Origin of the sequence: Escherichia sp. MOD1-EC5950 (assembly GCF_002965345.1) — a bacterium.
Lineage (GTDB): Bacteria > Pseudomonadota > Gammaproteobacteria > Enterobacterales > Enterobacteriaceae > Escherichia > Escherichia marmotae.
Genome location: NZ_PTSR01000011.1, coordinates 1 through 20,365 on the forward strand (window position 1 = coordinate 1; position 20,365 = coordinate 20,365).

Genomic DNA, 20,365 nt, shown 5'->3' on the forward strand with positions numbered 1-20,365 from the left:
CACGCCGCATCCGACCTTGGGAGCACCATGCCTGATGCGACGCTTATCGCGTCTTATCAGGCCTACAGGTCACACGTAGGTCGGATAAGGCGTTCACGCCGCATCCGACCTTGGGAGCACCATGCCTGATGCGACGCTTATCGCATCTTATCAGGCCTACAGGTCACACGTAGGTCGGATAAGGCGTTCACGCCGCATCCGACAAACAATGCCAAAGCAGATTACCCTACCTTAACCGCTTTACCCTTCAATAACTTCCGTACCCATAACCGATTTGGATTTAATGCCGCCAGCGTACTGGCATCCATCGGAACAGGTTCTTCACTCATCTGTGCCGCCAGAATCTCGGCGCACAGCGGGGCAGAGCACAAACCGCGCGAACCCAAAGCAGCAAGCATAAAGAGATCGTCATAGACTGGTGCGCTTACCGCTTCATCTTTCTGTTCCGCCAGCGAGGTATATTCCGCGAGCGTGGCGTCATAATCGGGGACATTTCCCACCATGGGCAGATGATCGCGCGTGGCACAACGTACACCACAACGAGCCTCTTTATCACTGACATCAACTTCTTTCGTCCACTGCGCCTGCGGGAAGCAATCAATCAACCGTTGGCGATTCTGCTGCTGATCGTCCTCACTGTAGGTCGTATCTTCACTACCGCGGTGATAACTGGCACCAATACAATGGTGCTGATTCGCCGGATTTTGTGGTGTGAGATAACCGTCATAGCACAGCACCTGCTTCAGTTTCGCCAGTTCCGGCGTTGTCGGAATATGACTGACCTGTCCGGCAACCGAATACACCGGTAGAGGTGACGTCTGGCTGAATCGGCTGATTTGATGCCCGTTCGCCAGTACCACCACGCTATGCATCACCTGCTGATGATCTGCAAATGTCAGTTGCCACCCGTCATCCTTACGCAATAAATCCTGCAACTGATGTTGATAACGAATCTGCAAACCTTGCTGTTCCGCCTGTTCCAGTACATTACGGGTAAGTTCTGCCGGACATAGCCAGCCGCCTTGCGGATAAGTAATACCGCCACAATTTGTCGCAACACCTGTAATGTTTTCAACCTCATTTGCGTTGACCGCCATCGCCAGATCTGCGGGTAAATCCATCGATAACATCTGCGCGATTTTGTGCTGGCTTTTCTCATCCCAGGCTAGCTGCGTTACGCCGCACCAGTCATGATTAAATTTAACGGGTAATTGACCGTAAAGCCGACGGGCAAAAGTAAATGCATTAGAGAAAAAGCGGTTCAGCGCCTCATCGTGTTTGCTTAATAACGGATACAGCGCTCCCTGACGATTACCAGAAGCACCAAGCGCGGGAGCGTTATCCGCGCAGTAAAGCGTTACCTGCCAGCCGCGCCGCAACAGCGCCAGTGACAACAACGCGCTGGCGATACCGCCGCCAATAATCGCCACTTCCCGTTTGTTGCTACCTGTGCGATTAAACCACGGTGCGGAAGAGGGCAGTGATAATGTCTGTTCCATCACGCCGCAAAGCATCTCCCGTTTCCGCCCAAAACCCTTACGCTTTTGCATCGTGAATCCAGCTTCCTGCAAGCCCCGGCGGACAAAACCGGCAGACGTGAAGGTCGCCAGCGTGCAGCCAGGACGTGCCAGACGCGCCATGGCGTTAAACAGATTTTGCGTCCACATATCCGGGTTTTTCGCTGGCGCAAAGCCGTCCAGAAACCAGGCATCCACTTTTTGATTTAGTGAATTGTCCAGTTGGCTGGTGAGTTCGTTAATATCGCCAAACCATAAATCCAGCGTTACGCGGCCTTCATCGAGCAATAAACGATGACAACCGGGCAAGGGTAAAGGCCACTGCGCCTGAAGCTGTTTCGTCCACGGTGCCAGTTCTGGCCAGTGTTGATGTGCTAACGATAAATCAGCCTGGGTGAGGGGAAATTTCTCAAAACTAATGAAGTGCAATCGCTGCAATTGTGCCTGTGGATGCGCTTCGCGAAACTGATCAAATGCCTGCCATAGCGTCAGGAAGTTTAATCCGGTGCCGAAGCCGCTCTCTGCTACCACAAACAGAGGATGTGGATGTGTGGGAAAACGTGCCTCTAATTGGTTACCCCCCAGAAAAACATAACGCGTCTCTTCCAGTCCGTTATCGTTGGAAAAATAGACATCGTCAAAATCTCGGGAAACAGGTGTACCCTCAGCATTAAATTCGAGGTTGGCAGGTTGTATAGCGTAGTGTTTCACGTAAGTTACTCGTCTTACAGGCGGTGGCTCGATCTTAGCGATGTGTGTCAGGCTGCGCAAATTTCTCTATAAATTGTCTGATCGGACTTGTTCGGCGTACAAGTGTACGCTATTGTGCATTCGAAACTTACTCTATGTGCGACTTACAGAGGTATTGAATGAAACGTGCAGTGATTACTGGCCTGGGCATTGTTTCCAGCATCGGTAATAACCAGCAGGAAGTCCTGGCATCTCTGCGTGAAGGACGTTCAGGGATCACTTTCTCTCAGGAGCTGAAGGATTCCGGCATGCGTAGCCACGTCTGGGGCAACGTAAAACTGGATACCACTGGCCTCATTGACCGCAAAGTTGTGCGCTTTATGAGCGACGCATCCATCTATGCATTCCTTTCTATGGAGCAGGCAATCGCAGATGCTGGCCTCTCCCCGGAAGCTTACCAGAATAACCCGCGCGTTGGCCTGATTGCAGGTTCTGGCGGCGGTTCCCCGCGTTTCCAGGTGTTCGGTGCTGACGCAATGCGCGGCCCGCGTGGCCTGAAAGCGGTTGGCCCGTATGTGGTCACCAAAGCGATGGCATCTGGCGTTTCTGCCTGCCTCGCCACACCGTTTAAAATCCACGGTGTTAACTACTCCATCAGCTCCGCTTGTGCGACTTCCGCACACTGTATCGGTAACGCAGTCGAGCAGATCCAACTGGGCAAACAAGACATCGTGTTTGCTGGTGGTGGCGAAGAGCTGTGCTGGGAAATGGCGTGCGAATTTGACGCGATGGGCGCGCTGTCTACCAAATACAATGACACCCCGGAAAAAGCCTCCCGTACTTATGACGCTCACCGCGATGGTTTTGTTATCGCTGGCGGCGGCGGTATGGTGGTGGTTGAAGAGCTGGAACACGCGCTGGCTCGTGGTGCTCACATCTACGCTGAAATCGTTGGCTACGGCGCAACGTCTGATGGCGCAGACATGGTTGCTCCGTCTGGCGAGGGCGCGGTTCGCTGCATGAAGATGGCGATGCACGGCGTTGATACCCCAATCGACTACCTGAACTCTCACGGTACTTCGACTCCGGTTGGCGATGTGAAAGAGTTGGCAGCTATCCGGGAAGTGTTCGGTGATAATAGCCCGGCGATTTCTGCAACTAAAGCGATGACCGGTCACTCACTGGGCGCTGCAGGTGTGCAGGAAGCAATCTACTCTCTGCTGATGCTGGAACACGGCTTTATCGCCCCAAGCATTAACATTGAAGAGCTGGACGAGCAGGCTGCGGGACTGAACATCGTAACCGAAACGACCGATCGCGAGCTGACCACCGTTATGTCTAACAGCTTCGGCTTCGGCGGCACCAACGCCACGCTGGTAATGCGTAAGCTGAAAGATTAATTCTGCGACATGTCGGAGTCGGTTGGAGCAGCTCGGATAAGACGCGTAAGCGTCGCATCCGACATTACGCGCCAGCTCCGCATTCGGCAGTAACGCAAAAGGGAGCCTGATGGTTCCCTTTTTCACATCATTGACAATCGCTGTTTGTTCCAGGCAAACTTCTTGCTTTGTCGATATCCTGCTGAAAATACGTACGCGTTAAACCCTTCCAACGCACTGTAACCCTGAAAACCAGAGAGATAAGACGGGGAAATTCTTCGCCTTGCGCTGCATTCTGGAGTAATGCATGACTGCTGTAAGCCAAACAGAAACACGATCTTCTGCCAATTTTTCGCTTTTTCGCATCGCTTTTGCGGTTTTTTTGACCTACATGACCGTAGGGTTACCTTTGCCGGTGATCCCACTTTTTGTCCATCATGAGCTAGGCTATGGCAACACCATGGTCGGAATTGCCGTTGGCATTCAGTTTCTGGCTACGGTATTAACACGAGGTTATGCCGGACGGCTGGCCGATCAATATGGGGCAAAACGTTCAGCACTTCAGGGCATGTTATCCTGTGGCCTGGCCGGTGGTGCTTTATTGCTGGCTGCGCTTTTACCCGTTTCTGCGCCGATTAAATTTGCCCTGCTGGTCGTCGGGCGTTTGATCCTTGGCTTTGGTGAAAGTCAGTTGCTGACTGGTGCTCTGACCTGGGGATTAGGCATCGTCGGGCCAAAACACTCCGGAAAAGTGATGTCGTGGAATGGGATGGCGATTTACGGCGCACTGGCTGTCGGCGCACCGCTTGGCTTACTGATCCATAGTCATTACGGTTTTGCCGTCCTGGCACTTACGACAATGATACTGCCGTTGCTGGCGTGGGCCTGCAATGGCACGGTGCGCAAAGTACCAGCTCTGGCGGGAGAACGCCCCTCGCTGTGGAGTGTCGTCGGTCTTATCTGGAAGCCTGGGCTGGGCCTGGCGCTTCAGGGCGTGGGCTTTGCGGTTATCGGAACCTTCGTTTCGCTTTACTTTGCCAGCAAAGGATGGGCGATGGCGGGCTTTACGCTCACCGCCTTTGGCGGCGCATTTGTCGTAATGCGCGTAATGTTTGGCTGGATGCCAGACCGTTTTGGTGGCGTAAAAGTGGCGATAGTCTCTCTGTTGGTAGAAACGGCCGGCTTGTTGATGCTCTGGCAGGCACCGGGAGCGTGGGTCGCATTAGCGGGCGCGGCGTTAACCGGGGCTGGGTGTTCGCTTATATTCCCGGCCCTGGGTGTGGAAGTGGTTAAACGCGTTCCTTCCCAGGTGCGCGGCACAGCGCTCGGTGGCTATGCCGCGTTTCAGGATATCGCCCTCGGTGTTTCCGGGCCGCTGGCGGGTGTTCTGGCGACCTCGTTTGGCTACTCTTCGGTATTTCTTGCCGGGGCGATATCGGCGGTGCTGGGGATTATTGTGACGATACTGTCGTTTCGCCGGGGTTAACCCACTAGCCAGATCAACATCACAATGATGACGACGAATAATATCCACAGGCTGGGGCGCATTGACATTTCTTTCATCGTGTCAATTAATGGGGTAAAGGGATTGAGCAGCGGTTGAATATCACGCGGTTCAATGCCTTTCACCCGCCGCTGATAGAGCTGGTTAAGGATATCTTCGGCCTGTGCAGACGTCAGGGCTGATTGTGTTGAAAGCCCATACTTTTGCTCAACATACGTCGATAATACCGTCAACTCGCTTGCATCCAGTGGCTGCTTTAGCGCCATCTGGAGTGACTCCAGCGTCGGAGTGTGTTGCTGACTTAACGCCTGACGGGCCTGTAACCAGGTGACCAGATGGTTAAACAGTTTCGCCGGAATCAACTCGCCATCTTTCACCCCTGAAAGTTCCAGCATCGATTGCCAAATCTGTTTGCTGGGTTCCCCTGTTGCCGCCGCGAGTTTGGTGACCAGTTGCTTGAGCGTATTGTGTTCCGCTGGTAATAAAGGTCGGTCGGTCGCCTGGCGCTGTTGCGGCTGCGGGATAACCATCTTCCCTTCCTGTAGTAGCGTCAGGACGGTTTTTAATTGCTCTGGTGAGAGTTGATTTAGCGGCGTCTGACCAAAGTTATGCCGGATATAATCCGTGACGGCCTGACGATTATTTCCCAGACGTAAATACTCCCCCAATTGGGCCAAAAGTTGGCGGACAGAATAACTTTTTTGCGCAGACAGCAAACGTTGCGCAAGGTTTTGTTCTGCTGCCGGGAAATGGCGTGAAAGCAAAGGTGAATCACCCGGCAGACCGATGTCGTGCTTTATATTGGCCCACAACTCTGCGCTCTGCTGTTGCGTCAGCGAAGTCACTTTGATCATCAAACTTTCCAACGCGGTACGTTGCAAGCTGGATAAAGGCTGATTGCCTGCGCCAGACGACAGGTTATCCCCCTGACCTGGTGGTTGCGCAGGAGGAGGGCCTGAAAGAGGTTGTATCATTACGTATCCTTATACCTGAAATCATCGCAAGTATGCCTGGCCGCGAGATTATGGCACACTTGTCCGGTTAACTCTCGTTCTCATACAGGTAGCACAAACGTGAAAATCCTTGTTGATGAAAATATGCCTTATGCCCGCGAATTATTTAGCCGTTTGGGTGAGGTGAAAGCGGTTCCGGGGCGTCCAATTCCAGTCGCAGAACTGGATGGCGCGGATGCGTTGATGGTGCGTTCGGTCACGAAAGTGAACGCGTCGCTGCTGACGGGGAAATCAGTAAAATTTGTTGGCACCGCCACTGCGGGGACCGACCATGTTGATGAGGCATGGTTGCAGCAGGCAGGGATCGGTTTTTCTGCCGCACCTGGCTGCAATGCGATTGCGGTAGTGGAATATGTTTTCTCGTCGTTGCTAATGCTTGCCGAACGCGATGGATTTTCACTGCATGACCGTACCGTGGGGATCGTGGGAGTTGGTAACGTTGGTCGTCGATTACAGGCGCGGCTGGAGGCGTTGGGAATTAAAACCTTGCTTTGCGATCCGCCACGCGCCGATCGTGGGGATGAGGGAGATTTCCGTTCTCTTGATGAGCTGGTTCAGCACGCGGATATTCTGACGTTCCATACACCACTCTTTAAAGATGGTCCGTACAAAACGCGGCATCTGGCGGATGAAAAACTGATCCGCAGCCTGAAGCCGGGGACGATTCTGATTAACGCTTGCCGTGGCGCAGTCGTCGATAATACCGCACTGCTGACCTGTCTGAATGAAGGCCAGAAGTTAAGCGTGGTGCTGGACGTCTGGGAGGGCGAGCCAGAACTCAACGTCGAGCTGCTGCAAAAAGTGGATATCGGCACGCCGCATATCGCGGGCTATACCCTCGAAGGTAAAGCGCGTGGCACCACGCAAGTGTTTGAGGCTTATAGCAAGTTTATTGGTCATGAACAGCACATCGCGCTGGATACCTTATTGCCAACACCAGAATTTGGCCGTATTACGCTGCATGGCTCGCTCGATCAGCCAACGCTAAAAAGGCTGGTGCATTTGGTGTATGATGTGCGCCGCGATGACGCACCGCTGCGTAAAGTCGCCGGGATACCGGGTGAGTTCGATAAACTGCGCAAAAATTACCTTGAACGCCGTGAATGGTCGTCTCTGTATGTGATTTGCGATGACGCCAGCGCGGCGGCATTACTGTGTAAATTGGGTTTTAACGCCGTTCATCATCCGGCACGTTAATCTCTTCTTCATGCTCTCTGCTGTAATATCGGCAGGGAGTTTTGCTATTTCTGGAGTAAACCACCATGTCTGAAGGCTGGAACATTGCTGTCCTGGGCGCAACTGGCGCTGTGGGCGAAGCCCTGATTGAAACGCTGGCTGAACGTCAGTTCCCGGTTGGGGAAATTTATGCACTGGCACGTAACGAAAGCGCAGGTGAACATCTGCGTTTTGGTGGTAAGACAATCACCGTGCAGGATGCTGCCGATTTTGACTGGACGCAGGCGCAACTGGCGTTTTTTGTTGCAGGTAAAGAAGCTACCGCCGCCTGGGTTGAAGAAGCCACTAACGCGGGATGTCTGGTCATTGATAGCAGCGGCCTGTTTGCTCTCGAACCTGATGTTCCGCTGGTGGTGCCGGACGTGAATCCGTTTGTACTGGCGGACTACCGTAACCGTAACGTTATTGCTGTTCCTGATAGCCTGACCAGCCAGTTACTGGCTGCACTGAAACCGTTAATCGATCAGGGCGGTTTGTCGCGCATCAGCGTTACCAGCCTGATTTCTGCCTCCGCTCAGGGCAAAAAAGCGGTGGATGCATTAGCCGGGCAGAGCGCGAAATTGCTCAACGGTATTCCGATTGATGAAGATGATTTCTTTGGTCGTCAGTTGGCGTTTAATATGCTGCCCTTGCTACCGGATCGCGAAGGTAACGTACGCGAAGAGCGCCGTATTGTCGATGAAGTGCGCAAAATTATGCAGGACGAAGGGCTGATGATTTCGGCTAGTGTCGTTCAGGCACCGGTATTTTACGGTCATGCTCAGATGGTCAACTTCGAAGCATTACGTCCGCTGGCGGCAGAAGAAGCGCGTGATGCGTTTTCCCAAAGCGAAGATATTGTGCTTTCTGAAGAGAATGAATTCCCAACGCAGGTGGGCGATGCGTCTGGTTCTCCGCATCTTTCTGTCGGCTGTGTTCGTAATGACTATGGTATGCCAGAGCAAATCCAGTTCTGGTCGGTGGCCGACAACGTCCGTTTTGGGGGGGCACTGATGGCGGTGAAGATCGCTGAAAAACTGGTGCAGGAGTACCTGTACTAATGTCCGACCAGCAACAACCGCCAGTTTATAAAATTGCGCTGGGTATTGAGTACGACGGCAGCAGATATTACGGCTGGCAACGGCAGAATGAAGTCCGCAGTGTGCAGGAAAAGCTGGAAAAGGCGCTCTCGCAGGTAGCGAACGAACCCATCACCGTGTTCTGTGCCGGGCGAACCGACGCAGGGGTACACGGCACTGGGCAGGTAGTGCATTTTGAAACCACCGCGTTACGCAAAGACGCTGCGTGGACGTTAGGCGTAAATGCGAATTTACCTGGTGACATCGCCGTGCGTTGGGTTAAAGCTGTACCCGATGATTTTCACGCCCGATTTAGCGCTACGGCTCGCCGTTATCGCTACATCATCTACAATCATCGACTGCGTCCGGCGGTACTGAGTAAAGGTGTTACCCACTTTTACGAACCGCTGGATGCCGAACGGATGCATCGGGCGGCACAATGCCTGTTGGGCGAGAATGATTTCACCTCGTTCCGCGCGGTGCAGTGTCAGTCCCGAACGCCGTGGCGTAACGTTATGCATATCAACGTCACGCGTCACGGTCCCTATGTGGTGGTAGATATCAAAGCGAATGCCTTTGTACATCATATGGTGAGGAATATTGTCGGCAGCCTGATGGAAGTGGGTGCCCACAACCAGCCGGAGAGCTGGATAGCAGAGCTGTTGGCGGCTAAGGACAGGACGCTGGCGGCAGCAACGGCGAAAGCGGAAGGGTTGTATCTGGTCGCGGTGGATTACCCGGACAGATTCGATCTTCCAAAGCCGCCAATGGGCCCGCTCTTTCTGGCGGACTAATTTTAGTCGTACAAGGCATAGGCAAATATGGACCTGATTTATTTCCTCATCGATTTTATCCTGCACATTGACGTGCATTTGGCGGAACTGGTCGCGCAGTATGGCGTCTGGGTTTATGCCATTTTGTTTGTGATTTTGTTCTGTGAAACTGGTTTGGTAGTGACACCGTTTCTGCCGGGAGATTCGCTGCTGTTTGTTGCCGGGGCGCTGGCCTCGCTGGGAACTAACGATCTCAATGTCCATATGATGGTAGTACTGATGCTGGTTGCCGCGATTGTTGGCGATGCCGTTAACTACACTATTGGGCGGTTGTTCGGTGAGAAATTATTCAGCAATCCGAACTCGAAAATTTTCCGTCGCAGTTATCTCGACAAAACCCATCAGTTTTATGAGAAACATGGCGGCAAAACCATTATTCTCGCCCGTTTTGTGCCAATTGTCAGAACGTTCGCCCCGTTCGTTGCGGGGATGGGCCACATGTCATACCGTCATTTCGCCGCTTATAACGTGATCGGCGCGCTGTTGTGGGTTCTACTTTTTACCTACGCAGGCTATTTCTTCGGTACAATCCCAATGGTTCAGGATAACCTTAAGCTGCTGATCGTCGGGATTATTGTGGTTTCCATTCTGCCGGGCGTCATCGAAATTATCCGTCACAAACGCGCTGCGGCACGCGCCGCAAAATAAAAAGTAACTCCGCGGTTCGACCACTTTTTTATCCAAAGTTTCGGGCTGTTATGTTTTAATGTGCAACATTCATGGTCTGTTGGGGGCAAAAATGGCATTATGCGTCCCCAAAGATAAAGCTGGCATCGAACCAGGTTCAGACAGAAAGGTCCCTAATGAGCTGGATTGAACGAATTAAAAGCAACATTACTCCCACCCGCAAGGCGAGCATTCCTGAAGGCGTGTGGACTAAGTGTGATAGCTGCGGTCAGGTTTTATACCGTGCTGAGCTGGAACGTAATCTTGAGGTCTGTCCGAAGTGTGACCATCACATGCGTATGACGGCGCGTAATCGCCTGCATAGCCTGTTGGATGAAGGAAGCCTTGTGGAGCTGGGTAGCGAGCTTGAGCCGAAAGATGTGCTGAAGTTCCGTGACTCCAAAAAGTATAAAGACCGTCTGGCATCTGCACAGAAAGAAACCGGCGAAAAAGACGCGCTGGTAGTAATGAAAGGCACCTTGTATGGAATGCCGGTCGTTGCTGCGGCATTCGAATTTGCCTTTATGGGCGGTTCAATGGGATCTGTGGTGGGTGCGCGTTTCGTGCGTGCCGTTGAGCAGGCGCTGGAAGACAACTGCCCGCTGATCTGCTTCTCCGCTTCCGGTGGCGCACGTATGCAGGAAGCGCTAATGTCGCTGATGCAGATGGCGAAAACCTCTGCTGCGCTGGCGAAAATGCAGGAGCGCGGTCTGCCGTACATCTCCGTGCTGACTGACCCAACCATGGGCGGTGTTTCTGCGAGTTTCGCGATGCTGGGCGATCTCAACATTGCTGAACCGAAAGCGTTAATCGGTTTTGCCGGTCCGCGTGTTATTGAACAGACCGTTCGCGAAAAACTGCCGCCGGGATTCCAGCGCAGTGAGTTCCTGATCGAGAAAGGCGCGATCGACATGATTGTCCGCCGCCCGGAAATGCGCCTGAAACTGGCGAGCATCCTGGCGAAGCTGATGAATCTGCCAGCGCCGAATCCTGAAGCGCCACGCGAAGGCGAAGTGGTGCCACCAGCACCGGATCAGGAACCAGAGGCCTGATAACTGATAAGGGCAGGGCCGCTGGCTCTGCCCTTTTGCTATTATCCCCGTAATGAATCAGCGGATACCATGATTATCAAACGCACACCTCAAGCCGCGTCGCCTTTGGCTTCGTGGCTTTCTTATCTGGAAAACCTGCACAGTAAGACTATCGATCTCGGCCTTGAGCGCGTAAGCCAGGTGGCAGCGCGTCTCGGCGTTCTGAAACCAGCACCGTTTGTGTTTACTGTCGCGGGTACTAATGGCAAAGGCACAACCTGTCGCACGCTGGAGTCGATTCTGATGGCGGCAGGGTACAAAGTGGGGGTCTACAGTTCGCCGCATCTGGTGCGTTATACCGAGCGCGTTCGTGTGCAGGGTCAGGAATTACCGGAATCGGCCCATACTGCCTCTTTTGCTGAGATTGAATCGGCACGCGGTGATATTTCTCTGACCTATTTCGAATACGGTACGCTGTCGGCGTTGTGGCTGTTCAAACAGGCACAACTTGACGTGGTGATTCTGGAAGTCGGGCTGGGCGGTCGTCTGGATGCCACCAATATTGTTGATGCTGATGTCGCGGTAGTGACCAGCATTGCGCTTGATCATACCGACTGGCTGGGGCCAGATCGCGAAAGCATTGGTCGCGAGAAAGCGGGGATCTTCCGCAGTGAAAAACCGGCGATTGTCGGTGAACCGGAAATGCCGTACACCATTGCCGATGTGGCGCAGGAAAAAGATGCATTGCTGCAACGTCGCGGTGTTGAGTGGAATTATTCTGTCACAGACCATGACTGGTCGTTTACCGATGCTCACGGTACGCTAGAAAACCTGCCGTTGCCGCTTGTCCCACAACCAAATGCCGCAACGGCGCTGGCAGCACTTCGCGCCAGCGGCCTGGAGGTCAGTGAACAGGCAATTCGCGAGGGCATTGCCAGTGCAATTTTACCGGGACGTTTCCAGATTGTGAGTGAGTTGCCACGCGTCATTTTTGATGTCGCCCATAATCCACATGCGGCAGAATATCTCACCGGACGTATGCAAGCGTTACCGAAAAGCGGGCGCGTGCTGGCGGTTATCGGTATGCTACATGATAAAGATATTGCCGGAACTCTGGCCTGGTTGAAAAGCGTAGTTGATGACTGGTATTGTGCGCCACTGGAAGGGCCACGCGGTGCTACAGCAGAGCAACTGCTGGAACATCTGGGTAATGGCAAACCATTTGACAGCGTTGCGCAGGCATGGGATGCCGCGATGGCGGACGCTAAACCGGAAGATACCGTGCTGGTGTGTGGTTCATTCCATACGGTCGCACATGTCATGGAAGTGATTGACGCGAGGAGAAGCGGTGGCGAGTAAGTTTCAGAATCGGTTAGTTGGCACAATAGTGCTGGTGGCGCTGGGGGTGATTGTGCTTCCAGGGCTGCTCGATGGGCAGAAAAAACATTATCAGGATGAGTTCGCAGCGATCCCGCTGGTGCCGAAAGCTGGCGATCGTGACGAGCCTGATATGATGCCAGCCGCCACTCAGGCGTTGCCGACACAGCCGCCAGAAGGCGCGGCAGAAGAGGTGCGGGCAGGCGATGCCGCAGCGCCTTCGCTCGATCCGACAACCATTGCGGCCAACAATACCGTGTTTGAACCGGAGCCTGCACCGGTCGCTCCACCGAAACCGAAACCGGTGGATCCGCCTAAGCCGAAGGTTGAAGTGCCGCCCCCGCCGAAGCCAGAACCGAAGCCGGTTGTTGAAGAAAAAGCGGCACCGACGGGTAAAGCGTATGTAGTGCAACTGGGCGCGCTGAAAAATGCCGATAAAGTGAATGAGATTGTTGCTAAGCTGCGTGGTGCGGGATATCGCGTTTATACGTCGCCGTCGACGCCAGTGCAGGGTAAAATCACCCGCATTCTGGTTGGGCCGGATGCTTCTAAAGAGAAGCTGAAAGGTTCGCTGGGTGAGTTGAGGCAGCTTTCTGGCTTGAGCGGCGTGGTGATGGGCTATACGCCGAATTAATACGGTTTGCCTGATGCGACGCTAACGCGTCTTATCAGGTCTACGCGGGAGCATAACCCCAGGTCGGATAAGGCGTTCACGCCGCATCCGACACGTATAGCCGGTGCCGCAAAGGCACAAAAAGTCGATGGCGTTGAATATTTTTTCAGCGCCATTTTTATTGATGCGCGGGAAGGAAATCCCTACGCAAACGTTTTCTTTTTCTGTTAGAATGCGCCCCGAACAGGATGACAGGGCGTAAAATCGTGGGACACATATGGTCTGGATTGATTACGCCATAATCGCGGTGATTGCTTTTTCTTCTCTGGTTAGCCTGATCCGCGGCTTTGTTCGTGAAGCATTATCGCTGGTGACATGGGGTTGTGCGTTCTTTGTCGCCAGTCATTACTACACTTACCTGTCAGCCTGGTTTACGGGCTTTGAAGACGAACTGGTTCGAAATGGGATTGCCATCGCGGTACTGTTTATCGCTACGCTTATCGTTGGCGCTATCGTGAACTTCGTGATAGGTCAGTTGGTGGAGAAAACGGGGTTGTCAGGCACCGATCGGGTGCTGGGCGTCTGTTTCGGTGCGTTGCGCGGCGTATTGATTGTTGCCGCTATTCTTTTCTTTCTCGACTCCTTTACCGGAGTGTCGAAAAGCGAAGACTGGAGCAAATCACAGCTGATCCCACAGTTCAGTTTTATCATCAGATGGTTTTTTGATTATCTGCAAAGCTCGTCAAGTTTCTTGCCCAGAGCGTAAGTGCTCTGAGATGTGGCTTAACGAGGAAAAAGACGTATGTGCGGTATTGTCGGTATCGCCGGTGTTATGCCGGTTAACCAGTCGATTTATGATGCCTTAACGGTGCTTCAGCATCGCGGTCAGGATGCCGCAGGCATCATCACCATTGATGCCAATAACTGCTTTCGTTTGCGTAAAGCGAACGGTCTGGTGAGCGATATATTTGAAGCTCGCCACATGCAGCGTTTGCAGGGCAATATGGGCATTGGTCATGTGCGTTACCCTACGGCTGGCAGCTCCAGCGCTTCTGAAGCGCAGCCATTTTACGTTAACTCTCCATATGGCATCACGCTTGCCCATAATGGCAATCTGACTAACGCTCACGAGTTGCGTAAAAAGTTGTTTGAAGAAAAACGCCGCCACATCAACACCACTTCTGACTCGGAAATTTTGCTTAATATCTTCGCCAGCGAACTGGATAACTTCCGCCACTATCCGCTGGAAGCCGATAACATTTTCGCCGCCATTGCCGCCACTAACCGTCTGATCCGTGGCGCATATGCCTGTGTGGCGATGATTATCGGCCACGGTATGGTTGCTTTCCGCGATCCTAACGGCATTCGTCCGCTGGTGTTGGGAAAACGCGATGTTGATGACAATCGCACAGAATATATGGTTGCCTCTGAAAGCGTTGCGCTCGATACCCTGGGCTTTGAGTTCCTGCGTGACGTCGCACCGGGCGAAGCGATTTACATCACTGAAGAAGGGCAGTTGTTTACCCGTCAGTGTGCCGACAATCCGGTCAGCAATCCGTGCCTGTTCGAGTATGTTTACTTTGCCCGCCCGGATTCGTTCATCGACAAAATTTCCGTTTATAGCGCCCGCGTTAATATGGGCACCAAGCTTGGCGAAAAAATTGCCCGTGAATGGGAAGATCTGGATATTGACGTGGTGATCCCGATTCCGGAAACCTCCTGCGATATCGCACTGGAAATCGCTCGCATTCTGGGTAAACCGTACCGCCAGGGCTTCGTGAAAAACCGCTACGTTGGCCGTACCTTTATCATGCCGGGCCAGCAACTGCGCCGTAAGTCTGTTCGTCGTAAACTGAACGCCAACCGCGCTGAGTTCCGCGATAAAAACGTTCTGCTGGTCGATGACTCCATTGTCCGCGGCACCACCTCTGAGCAGATTATCGAGATGGCGCGTGAAGCCGGAGCGAAGAAAGTGTATCTCGCCTCTGCCGCGCCGGAGATTCGTTTCCCGAACGTTTATGGTATTGATATGCCGAGCGCCACGGAACTGATCGCACACGGTCGTGAAGTGGATGAAATCCGCCAGATCATCGGTGCTGATGGGCTTATCTTCCAGGATCTAAACGATCTGATCGAAGCCGTTCGCGCTGAAAATCCGGATATTCAGCAGTTCGAATGCTCGGTGTTTAATGGCGTCTATGTCACCAAAGACGTTGATCAAGGCTACCTCGATTTCCTCGATACTTTACGTAATGACGACGCTAAAGCAGTGCAACGTCAGAACGAAGTTGAAAACCTGGAAATGCATAACGAAGGATAATACCTTCGTTCAGGGTGCCGGTCTGGCACCCTGACTTGCAACTCCCGCCGAAATCCTGCAAAGTCTGCCTGCAAGTCTGACAGGGCAATTATCTATGAAACGACTCATTGTAGGCATCAGCGGTGCCAGCGGCGCGATTTATGGCGTACGTTTATTACAGGTTCTGCGTGATGTCGCAGATGTTGAAACGCATCTGGTGATGAGCCAGGCAGCGCGCCAGACTTTATCCCTCGAAACGGATTTTTCCCTGCGCGAAGTTCAGGCATTAGCCGATGTTACCCATGATGCGCGCGATATTGCCGCCAGTATCTCTTCCGGGTCTTTCCAGACGTTGGGGATGGTGATTTTACCCTGTTCAATCAAAACCCTTTCCGGCATTGTCCATAGCTATACCGATGGTTTACTGACCAGAGCAGCAGATGTGGTACTGAAAGAGCGTCGCCCACTGGTGCTCTGCGTGCGTGAAACGCCGCTGCACTTAGGACACTTGCGTTTAATGACTCAGGCTGCGGAAATTGGTGCGGTAATTATGCCTCCCGTTCCGGCGTTTTATCATCGTCCGCAATCGCTTGATGATGTGATAAATCAAACGGTTAACCGTGTACTTGATCAGTTTACGATAACCCTTCCCGAAGATCTCTTTGCCCGCTGGCAGGGCGCATAACTTTGCTGTTGCCCTGTTTCGGGGCAATTTTGCAACCGTGATCAAATCCTCGACATTTTGTTCCTGCCATTGAATCGAAACGCTGCGATTCAACCGGCATACCTGCTATCTTCAACTTTAGGACAATAATGCAACGTCTTATTAACATATTTAACGTTAGATGTTTGAGCTGTTGTCAAGATGGCATAAGACCTGCATGAACGAGCCTGCAAACACACAACACAATACACAACATAAAAAAGCCATTTCACTTGAGGGTTATGTATGAAGAAGTCGATTCTTGCTCTGTCTTTGTTAGTCGGTCTGTCCGCAGCAGCTTCCAGCTCTGCGGCACTGCCGGAGACGGTACGTATCGGAACGGATACCACCTATGCGCCGTTCTCATCGAAAGATGCCAAAGGTGACTTTGTTGGCTTTGATATCGATCTGGGTAACGAGATGTGCAAACGCATGCAGGTTAAATGTACCTGGGTTGCCAGTGACTTTGATGCGCTGATTCCGTCACTGAAAGCGAAAAAAATCGATGCCATTATTTCATCGCTCTCTATTACTGATAAACGTCAGCAGGAGATTGCCTTCTCCGACAAGCTGTATGCCGCGGATTCTCGTTTGATTGCTGCTAAAGGTTCACCGATCCAACCAACGCTGGATTCGCTGAAAGGTAAACATGTCGGTGTGCTGCAAGGCTCCACCCAGGAAGCGTACGCCAATGACAACTGGCGCAGTAAAGGCGTCGATGTGGTGGCCTATGCTAACCAGGATTTGGTCTATTCCGATCTGGATGCAGGTCGTCTGGATGCCGCTCTGCAGGATGAAGTCGCTGCCAGCGAAGGTTTCCTCAAGCAACCCGCCGGTAAAGAGTTCGCCTTTGCTGGTTCATCAGTGAAAGACAAAAAATACTTCGGTGATGGTACAGGTGTAGGGCTACGTAAAGATGATGCCGAACTGAAAGCCGCCTTTGATAAGGCGCTTGGCGAACTGCGTCAGGATGGCACTTACGACAAGATGGCAAAAAAGTATTTCGACTTTAATGTCTATGGTGGCTGATACGTCGCAGGGAAGTAGCGCCTGATGGGGAATCATCATGGTGCATTCCAGGTTTGTTGCACTATCGTGGTGCATTAAAATGCATACTTAAGCAATTTTAATGAAAAATAATACGACTAACTGGCCTGGATATTTTGCCTTGTTGGTCAATTTTATGGCACGATAACTGTAACAAACCTGTAAATATTCCCTATAAAAAGACTGTCAGTTGAGGACATTATGAAAAAACTGGTGCTATCGCTCTCTCTGGTTCTGGCCTTCTCCAGCGTAACCGCTGCGTTTGCTGCTATTCCGCAAAATATCCGCATCGGCACCGATCCAACCTATGCACCATTTGAATCAAAAAATTCACAAGGCGAACTGGTTGGCTTTGATATTGATCTGGCGAAGGAGTTGTGCAAACGCATCAATACGCAATGTACCTTTGTTGAGAATCCGCTGGATGCGTTAATTCCGTCATTAAAAGCGAAGAAGATTGACGCCATCATGTCATCACTTTCCATCACGGAAAAACGTCAGCAGGAAATTGCCTTCACCGACAAACTGTATGCTGCCGATTCTCGTCTGGTGGTGGCGAAAAATTCTGACATCCAGCCGACAGTAGAATCGCTGAAAGGCAAGCGGGTAGGGGTATTGCAGGGCACCACCCAGGAGACATTTGGTAACGAACACTGGGCTCCCAAAGGCATTGAAATCGTCTCTTATCAGGGGCAGGACAATATTTACTCAGACCTGACTGCCGGACGTATTGATGCCGCGTTCCAGGATGAAGTTGCCGCCAGTGAAGGTTTCCTCAAACAGCCAGTCGGTAAAGATTACAAATTCGGTGGTCCGTCTGTTAAAGATGAAAAACTGTTTGGCGTAGGCACCGGCATGGGGCTGCGTAAAGAAGATAACGAACTGCGCGAGGCACTGAACAAAGCCTTTGCTGAAATGCGCGCTGACGGTACTTACGAGAAATTAGCGAAAAAGTACTTCGATTTTGATGTTTATGGTGGCTAATCGCCATCGGTGAAAGAAAGCCCGCTCCCTTCGAGGCACCGGAGGGAGATAAGAGGCGGTAAATTCACCACACACAACAGGACAGGCAGCATGTTGTATGGGTTTTCAGGTGTAATTTTACAGGGGGCGCTCGTCACGCTGGAGCTGGCTATCAGCTCTGTAGTGCTCGCTGTAATTATCGGTCTTATTGGCGCTGGCGGTAAGCTTTCGCAAAATCGGTTATCGGGACTGATTTTCGAAGGCTATACCACGCTGATACGCGGTGTGCCGGATTTAGTGTTAATGCTGCTGATATTCTACGGTTTGCAGATCGCGCTAAACACGGTGACGGAGGCGATGGGCGTCGGACAGGTTGATATCGACCCGATGGTCGCCGGTATTATAACCCTGGGGTTTATCTACGGCGCTTACTTCACCGAAACGTTCCGCGGCGCGTTTATGGCGGTGCCGAAAGGGCATATTGAGGCGGCAACAGCATTCGGCTTTACCCGTGGGCAAGTGTTTCGGAGGATTATGTTCCCGGCGATGATGCGTTACGCCCTACCGGGGATTGGCAACAACTGGCAGGTCATTCTTAAATCAACGGCTCTCGTTTCGTTACTCGGACTGGAAGATGTGGTGAAAGCCACTCAACTGGCAGGCAAAAGTACCTGGGAACCATTCTATTTCGCCATCGTCTGTGGCGTGATTTATCTGGTTTTTACCACCGTTTCCAATGGTGTGCTGCTGTTCCTTGAGCGCCGCTACTCCGTGGGTGTGAAGAGGGCTGACCTGTGATCGAAATCTTACATGAATACTGGAAACCGCTGCTGTGGACTGACGGTTATCGCTTTACCGGTGTGGCGATCACTCTCTGGTTGCTGATTCTGTCGGTGGTGATGGGGGGGATTCTGGCGCTGTTTCTGGCGATTGGGCGCGTCTCAAGTAATAAATACATTCAGTTTCCCATCTGGTTATTTACTTATATTTTTCGCGGTACGCCGCTGTATGTTCAGTTGCTGGTGTTCTATTCCGGCATGTACACGCTGGAGATTGTTAAAGGCACCGAGTTCCTTAACGCCTTTTTCCGCAGTGGCCTGAACTGTACCGTGCTGGCATTGACGCTCAACACCTGTGCTTACACCACTGAGATTTTTGCCGGGGCGATCCGGTCGGTGCCGCATGGGGAAATTGAAGCTGCCAGAGCCTATGGTTTCTCAACCTTTAAAATGTATCGCTACATTATTTTGCCGTCGGCACTGCGTATTGCATTACCGGCCTACAGCAACGAAGTGATTCTGATGCTGCACTCTACTGCGCTGGCGTTTACTGCCACGGTGCCGGATCTGCTGAAAATTGCCCGCGATATCAACGCCGCCACGTATCAACCTTTTACTGCCTTTGGCATTGCCGCGGTGCTCTATTTAATCATCTCTTATGTCCTGATCAGTCTCTTTCGCAAAGCGGAAAAACGCTGGTTGCAGCATGTGAAACCTTCTTCAACGCACTGAGAATACGATGTCCGAGAATAAATTAAACGTTATCGATTTGCACAAACGCTACGGCGAACACGAAGTGCTGAAAGGCGTTTCACTGCAAGCGAACGCCGGGGATGTGATCAGTATCATCGGATCGTCGGGATCAGGGAAAAGTACCTTTCTGCGCTGTATTAACTTCCTCGAAAAACCGAGCGAAGGCGAGATCGTGGTTAACGGGCAGAACATCAATCTGGTGCGCGATAAAGACGGCCAACTCAAAGTTGCCGATAAAAATCAGCTACGTTTACTGCGCACGCGCCTGACGATGGTGTTTCAGCACTTCAATCTCTGGAGCCATATGACGGTGCTGGAAAACGTCATGGAAGCGCCGATTCAGGTGTTGGGGCTGAGCAAGCAGGAAGCACGCGAGCGGGCGGTGAAATATCTGGCGAAAGTTGGCATAGACGAACGTGCGCAGGGGAAATACCCGGTGCATCTTTCCGGTGGTCAGCAACAGCGTGTTTCCATTGCACGGGCGCTGGCAATGGAACCGGAAGTTTTGCTGTTTGATGAACCTACCTCAGCGCTCGATCCAGAGCTGGTAGGCGAAGTTCTGCGCATTATGCAGCAACTGGCGGAAGAGGGGAAAACCATGGTGGTGGTGACTCATGAAATGGGCTTTGCTCGCCATGTCTCTACCCACGTCATTTTTCTCCATCAGGGGAAAATAGAAGAAGAGGGGACGCCGGAACAGTTATTTGGCAACCCGCAAAGCCCGCGTCTGCAACAGTTCCTTAAAGGATCACTGAAATAATTGCCTCTCCGGCGGCTAATGCTGCCGGAGTATTTTCAAGGCTAATTTGCGAGTTAGCTTCCATTGAAATGTATATATTTCAGCCCACTTAAAATACTTCTGAATTCGTTGTCCAAATATAAAAACTGCCTACTGCATTGGTTA

At 52.2% G+C, this 20,365-nt stretch carries 19 protein-coding genes; 17 read left to right on the forward strand and 2 right to left on the reverse strand.

The window, feature by feature from the left end; all coding sequences use genetic code 11:
• Positions 1-221: 221 nt before the first annotated feature.
• Positions 222-2,228 (reverse strand): bifunctional tRNA (5-methylaminomethyl-2-thiouridine)(34)-methyltransferase MnmD/FAD-dependent 5-carboxymethylaminomethyl-2-thiouridine(34) oxidoreductase MnmC, encoded by a 2,007-nt coding sequence (gene mnmC / locus BEA93_RS12690; RefSeq protein WP_105224635.1) that lies wholly within the window; start codon positions 2,226-2,228, stop codon positions 222-224.
• Positions 2,229-2,386: 158 nt separating this feature from the next.
• Here mnmC and fabB point away from each other — a divergent pair, with 158 nt between their 5' ends.
• Together fabB and BEA93_RS12705 are read left to right on the forward strand one after the other, a co-directional pair.
• Positions 2,387-3,607, forward strand: a complete 1,221-nt coding sequence (fabB, locus tag BEA93_RS12695; protein WP_000817180.1) for a beta-ketoacyl-ACP synthase I — start codon at positions 2,387-2,389, stop codon at positions 3,605-3,607.
• Positions 3,608-3,893: 286 nt separating this feature from the next.
• Positions 3,894-5,072, forward strand: a complete 1,179-nt coding sequence (locus BEA93_RS12705) for an MFS transporter (protein WP_000127795.1) — start codon at positions 3,894-3,896, stop codon at positions 5,070-5,072.
• Here BEA93_RS12705 and flk read toward each other — a convergent pair.
• Positions 5,069-6,064 (reverse strand): flagella biosynthesis regulator Flk, encoded by a 996-nt coding sequence (gene flk / locus BEA93_RS12710; protein ID WP_000615850.1) that lies wholly within the window; start codon positions 6,062-6,064, stop codon positions 5,069-5,071. The two genes, BEA93_RS12705 and flk, sit on opposite strands and share 4 nt — an antisense overlap.
• A gap of 99 nt (positions 6,065-6,163) precedes the next feature.
• Between flk and pdxB the strand changes: the two genes are divergently transcribed.
• The 15 genes from pdxB to hisP all read left to right on the forward strand — a co-directional run bounded on the left by pdxB (position 6,164) and on the right by hisP (position 20,221).
• Complete coding sequence (gene pdxB, locus BEA93_RS12715; RefSeq protein ID WP_016249023.1) at positions 6,164-7,300, forward strand: 4-phosphoerythronate dehydrogenase PdxB; 1,137 nt, start codon at positions 6,164-6,166, stop codon at positions 7,298-7,300.
• 65 nt (positions 7,301-7,365) lie between these two features.
• Positions 7,366-8,379 (forward strand): aspartate-semialdehyde dehydrogenase, encoded by a 1,014-nt coding sequence (locus BEA93_RS12720; protein WP_001289148.1) that lies wholly within the window; start codon positions 7,366-7,368, stop codon positions 8,377-8,379.
• Entirely contained in the window at positions 8,379-9,191 is an 813-nt protein-coding gene (gene truA / locus BEA93_RS12725) for a tRNA pseudouridine(38-40) synthase TruA (protein WP_001283594.1), read from the forward strand. Before BEA93_RS12720 ends, truA begins: the two co-directional genes overlap by 1 nt.
• A 27-nt stretch (positions 9,192-9,218) precedes the next feature.
• Complete coding sequence (locus BEA93_RS12730) at positions 9,219-9,878, forward strand: DedA family protein (protein ID WP_000364342.1); 660 nt, start codon at positions 9,219-9,221, stop codon at positions 9,876-9,878.
• Positions 9,879-10,033: 155 nt separating this feature from the next.
• On the forward strand, positions 10,034-10,948 hold the full coding sequence (gene accD / locus BEA93_RS12735; RefSeq protein WP_000118402.1) for an acetyl-CoA carboxylase, carboxyltransferase subunit beta: 915 nt from the start codon (positions 10,034-10,036) through the stop codon (positions 10,946-10,948).
• 69 nt (positions 10,949-11,017) lie between these two features.
• Positions 11,018-12,286, forward strand: a complete 1,269-nt coding sequence (folC, locus tag BEA93_RS12740) for a bifunctional tetrahydrofolate synthase/dihydrofolate synthase (protein WP_085449106.1) — start codon at positions 11,018-11,020, stop codon at positions 12,284-12,286.
• Positions 12,276-12,938 carry a cell division protein DedD gene (dedD, locus tag BEA93_RS12745; RefSeq protein WP_000157018.1) on the forward strand — a complete coding sequence of 221 codons (663 nt, stop codon included), beginning with the start codon at positions 12,276-12,278 and terminating at the stop codon, positions 12,936-12,938. Before folC ends, dedD begins: the two co-directional genes overlap by 11 nt.
• 256 nt (positions 12,939-13,194) lie before the next feature.
• Complete coding sequence (gene cvpA / locus BEA93_RS12750; protein ID WP_000262105.1) at positions 13,195-13,683, forward strand: colicin V production protein; 489 nt, start codon at positions 13,195-13,197, stop codon at positions 13,681-13,683.
• Between the two features lie 36 nt (positions 13,684-13,719).
• On the forward strand, positions 13,720-15,237 hold the full coding sequence (purF, locus tag BEA93_RS12755) for an amidophosphoribosyltransferase (protein ID WP_000334207.1): 1,518 nt from the start codon (positions 13,720-13,722) through the stop codon (positions 15,235-15,237).
• A gap of 94 nt (positions 15,238-15,331) precedes the next feature.
• Positions 15,332-15,901, forward strand: coding sequence for a flavin prenyltransferase UbiX (ubiX, locus tag BEA93_RS12760; protein ID WP_000825693.1), 570 nt, complete (start codon positions 15,332-15,334; stop codon positions 15,899-15,901).
• 264 nt (positions 15,902-16,165) lie between these two features.
• Complete coding sequence (gene argT, locus BEA93_RS12765) at positions 16,166-16,948, forward strand: lysine/arginine/ornithine ABC transporter substrate-binding protein ArgT (protein ID WP_000748242.1); 783 nt, start codon at positions 16,166-16,168, stop codon at positions 16,946-16,948.
• A gap of 219 nt (positions 16,949-17,167) precedes the next feature.
• Positions 17,168-17,950: a histidine ABC transporter substrate-binding protein HisJ gene (gene hisJ, locus BEA93_RS12770; protein WP_000737632.1), complete on the forward strand. Its 783-nt coding sequence runs from the start codon at positions 17,168-17,170 to the stop codon at positions 17,948-17,950.
• Between the two features lie 90 nt (positions 17,951-18,040).
• Positions 18,041-18,727 (forward strand): histidine ABC transporter permease HisQ, encoded by a 687-nt coding sequence (gene hisQ / locus BEA93_RS12775; protein WP_016249019.1) that lies wholly within the window; start codon positions 18,041-18,043, stop codon positions 18,725-18,727.
• Positions 18,724-19,440: an ABC transporter permease gene (locus BEA93_RS12780; RefSeq protein ID WP_105224636.1), complete on the forward strand. Its 717-nt coding sequence runs from the start codon at positions 18,724-18,726 to the stop codon at positions 19,438-19,440. Before hisQ ends, BEA93_RS12780 begins: the two co-directional genes overlap by 4 nt.
• A gap of 7 nt (positions 19,441-19,447) precedes the next feature.
• Positions 19,448-20,221, forward strand: coding sequence for a histidine ABC transporter ATP-binding protein HisP (gene hisP / locus BEA93_RS12785; protein WP_016249017.1), 774 nt, complete (start codon positions 19,448-19,450; stop codon positions 20,219-20,221).
• Positions 20,222-20,365: the final 144 nt, after the last annotated feature.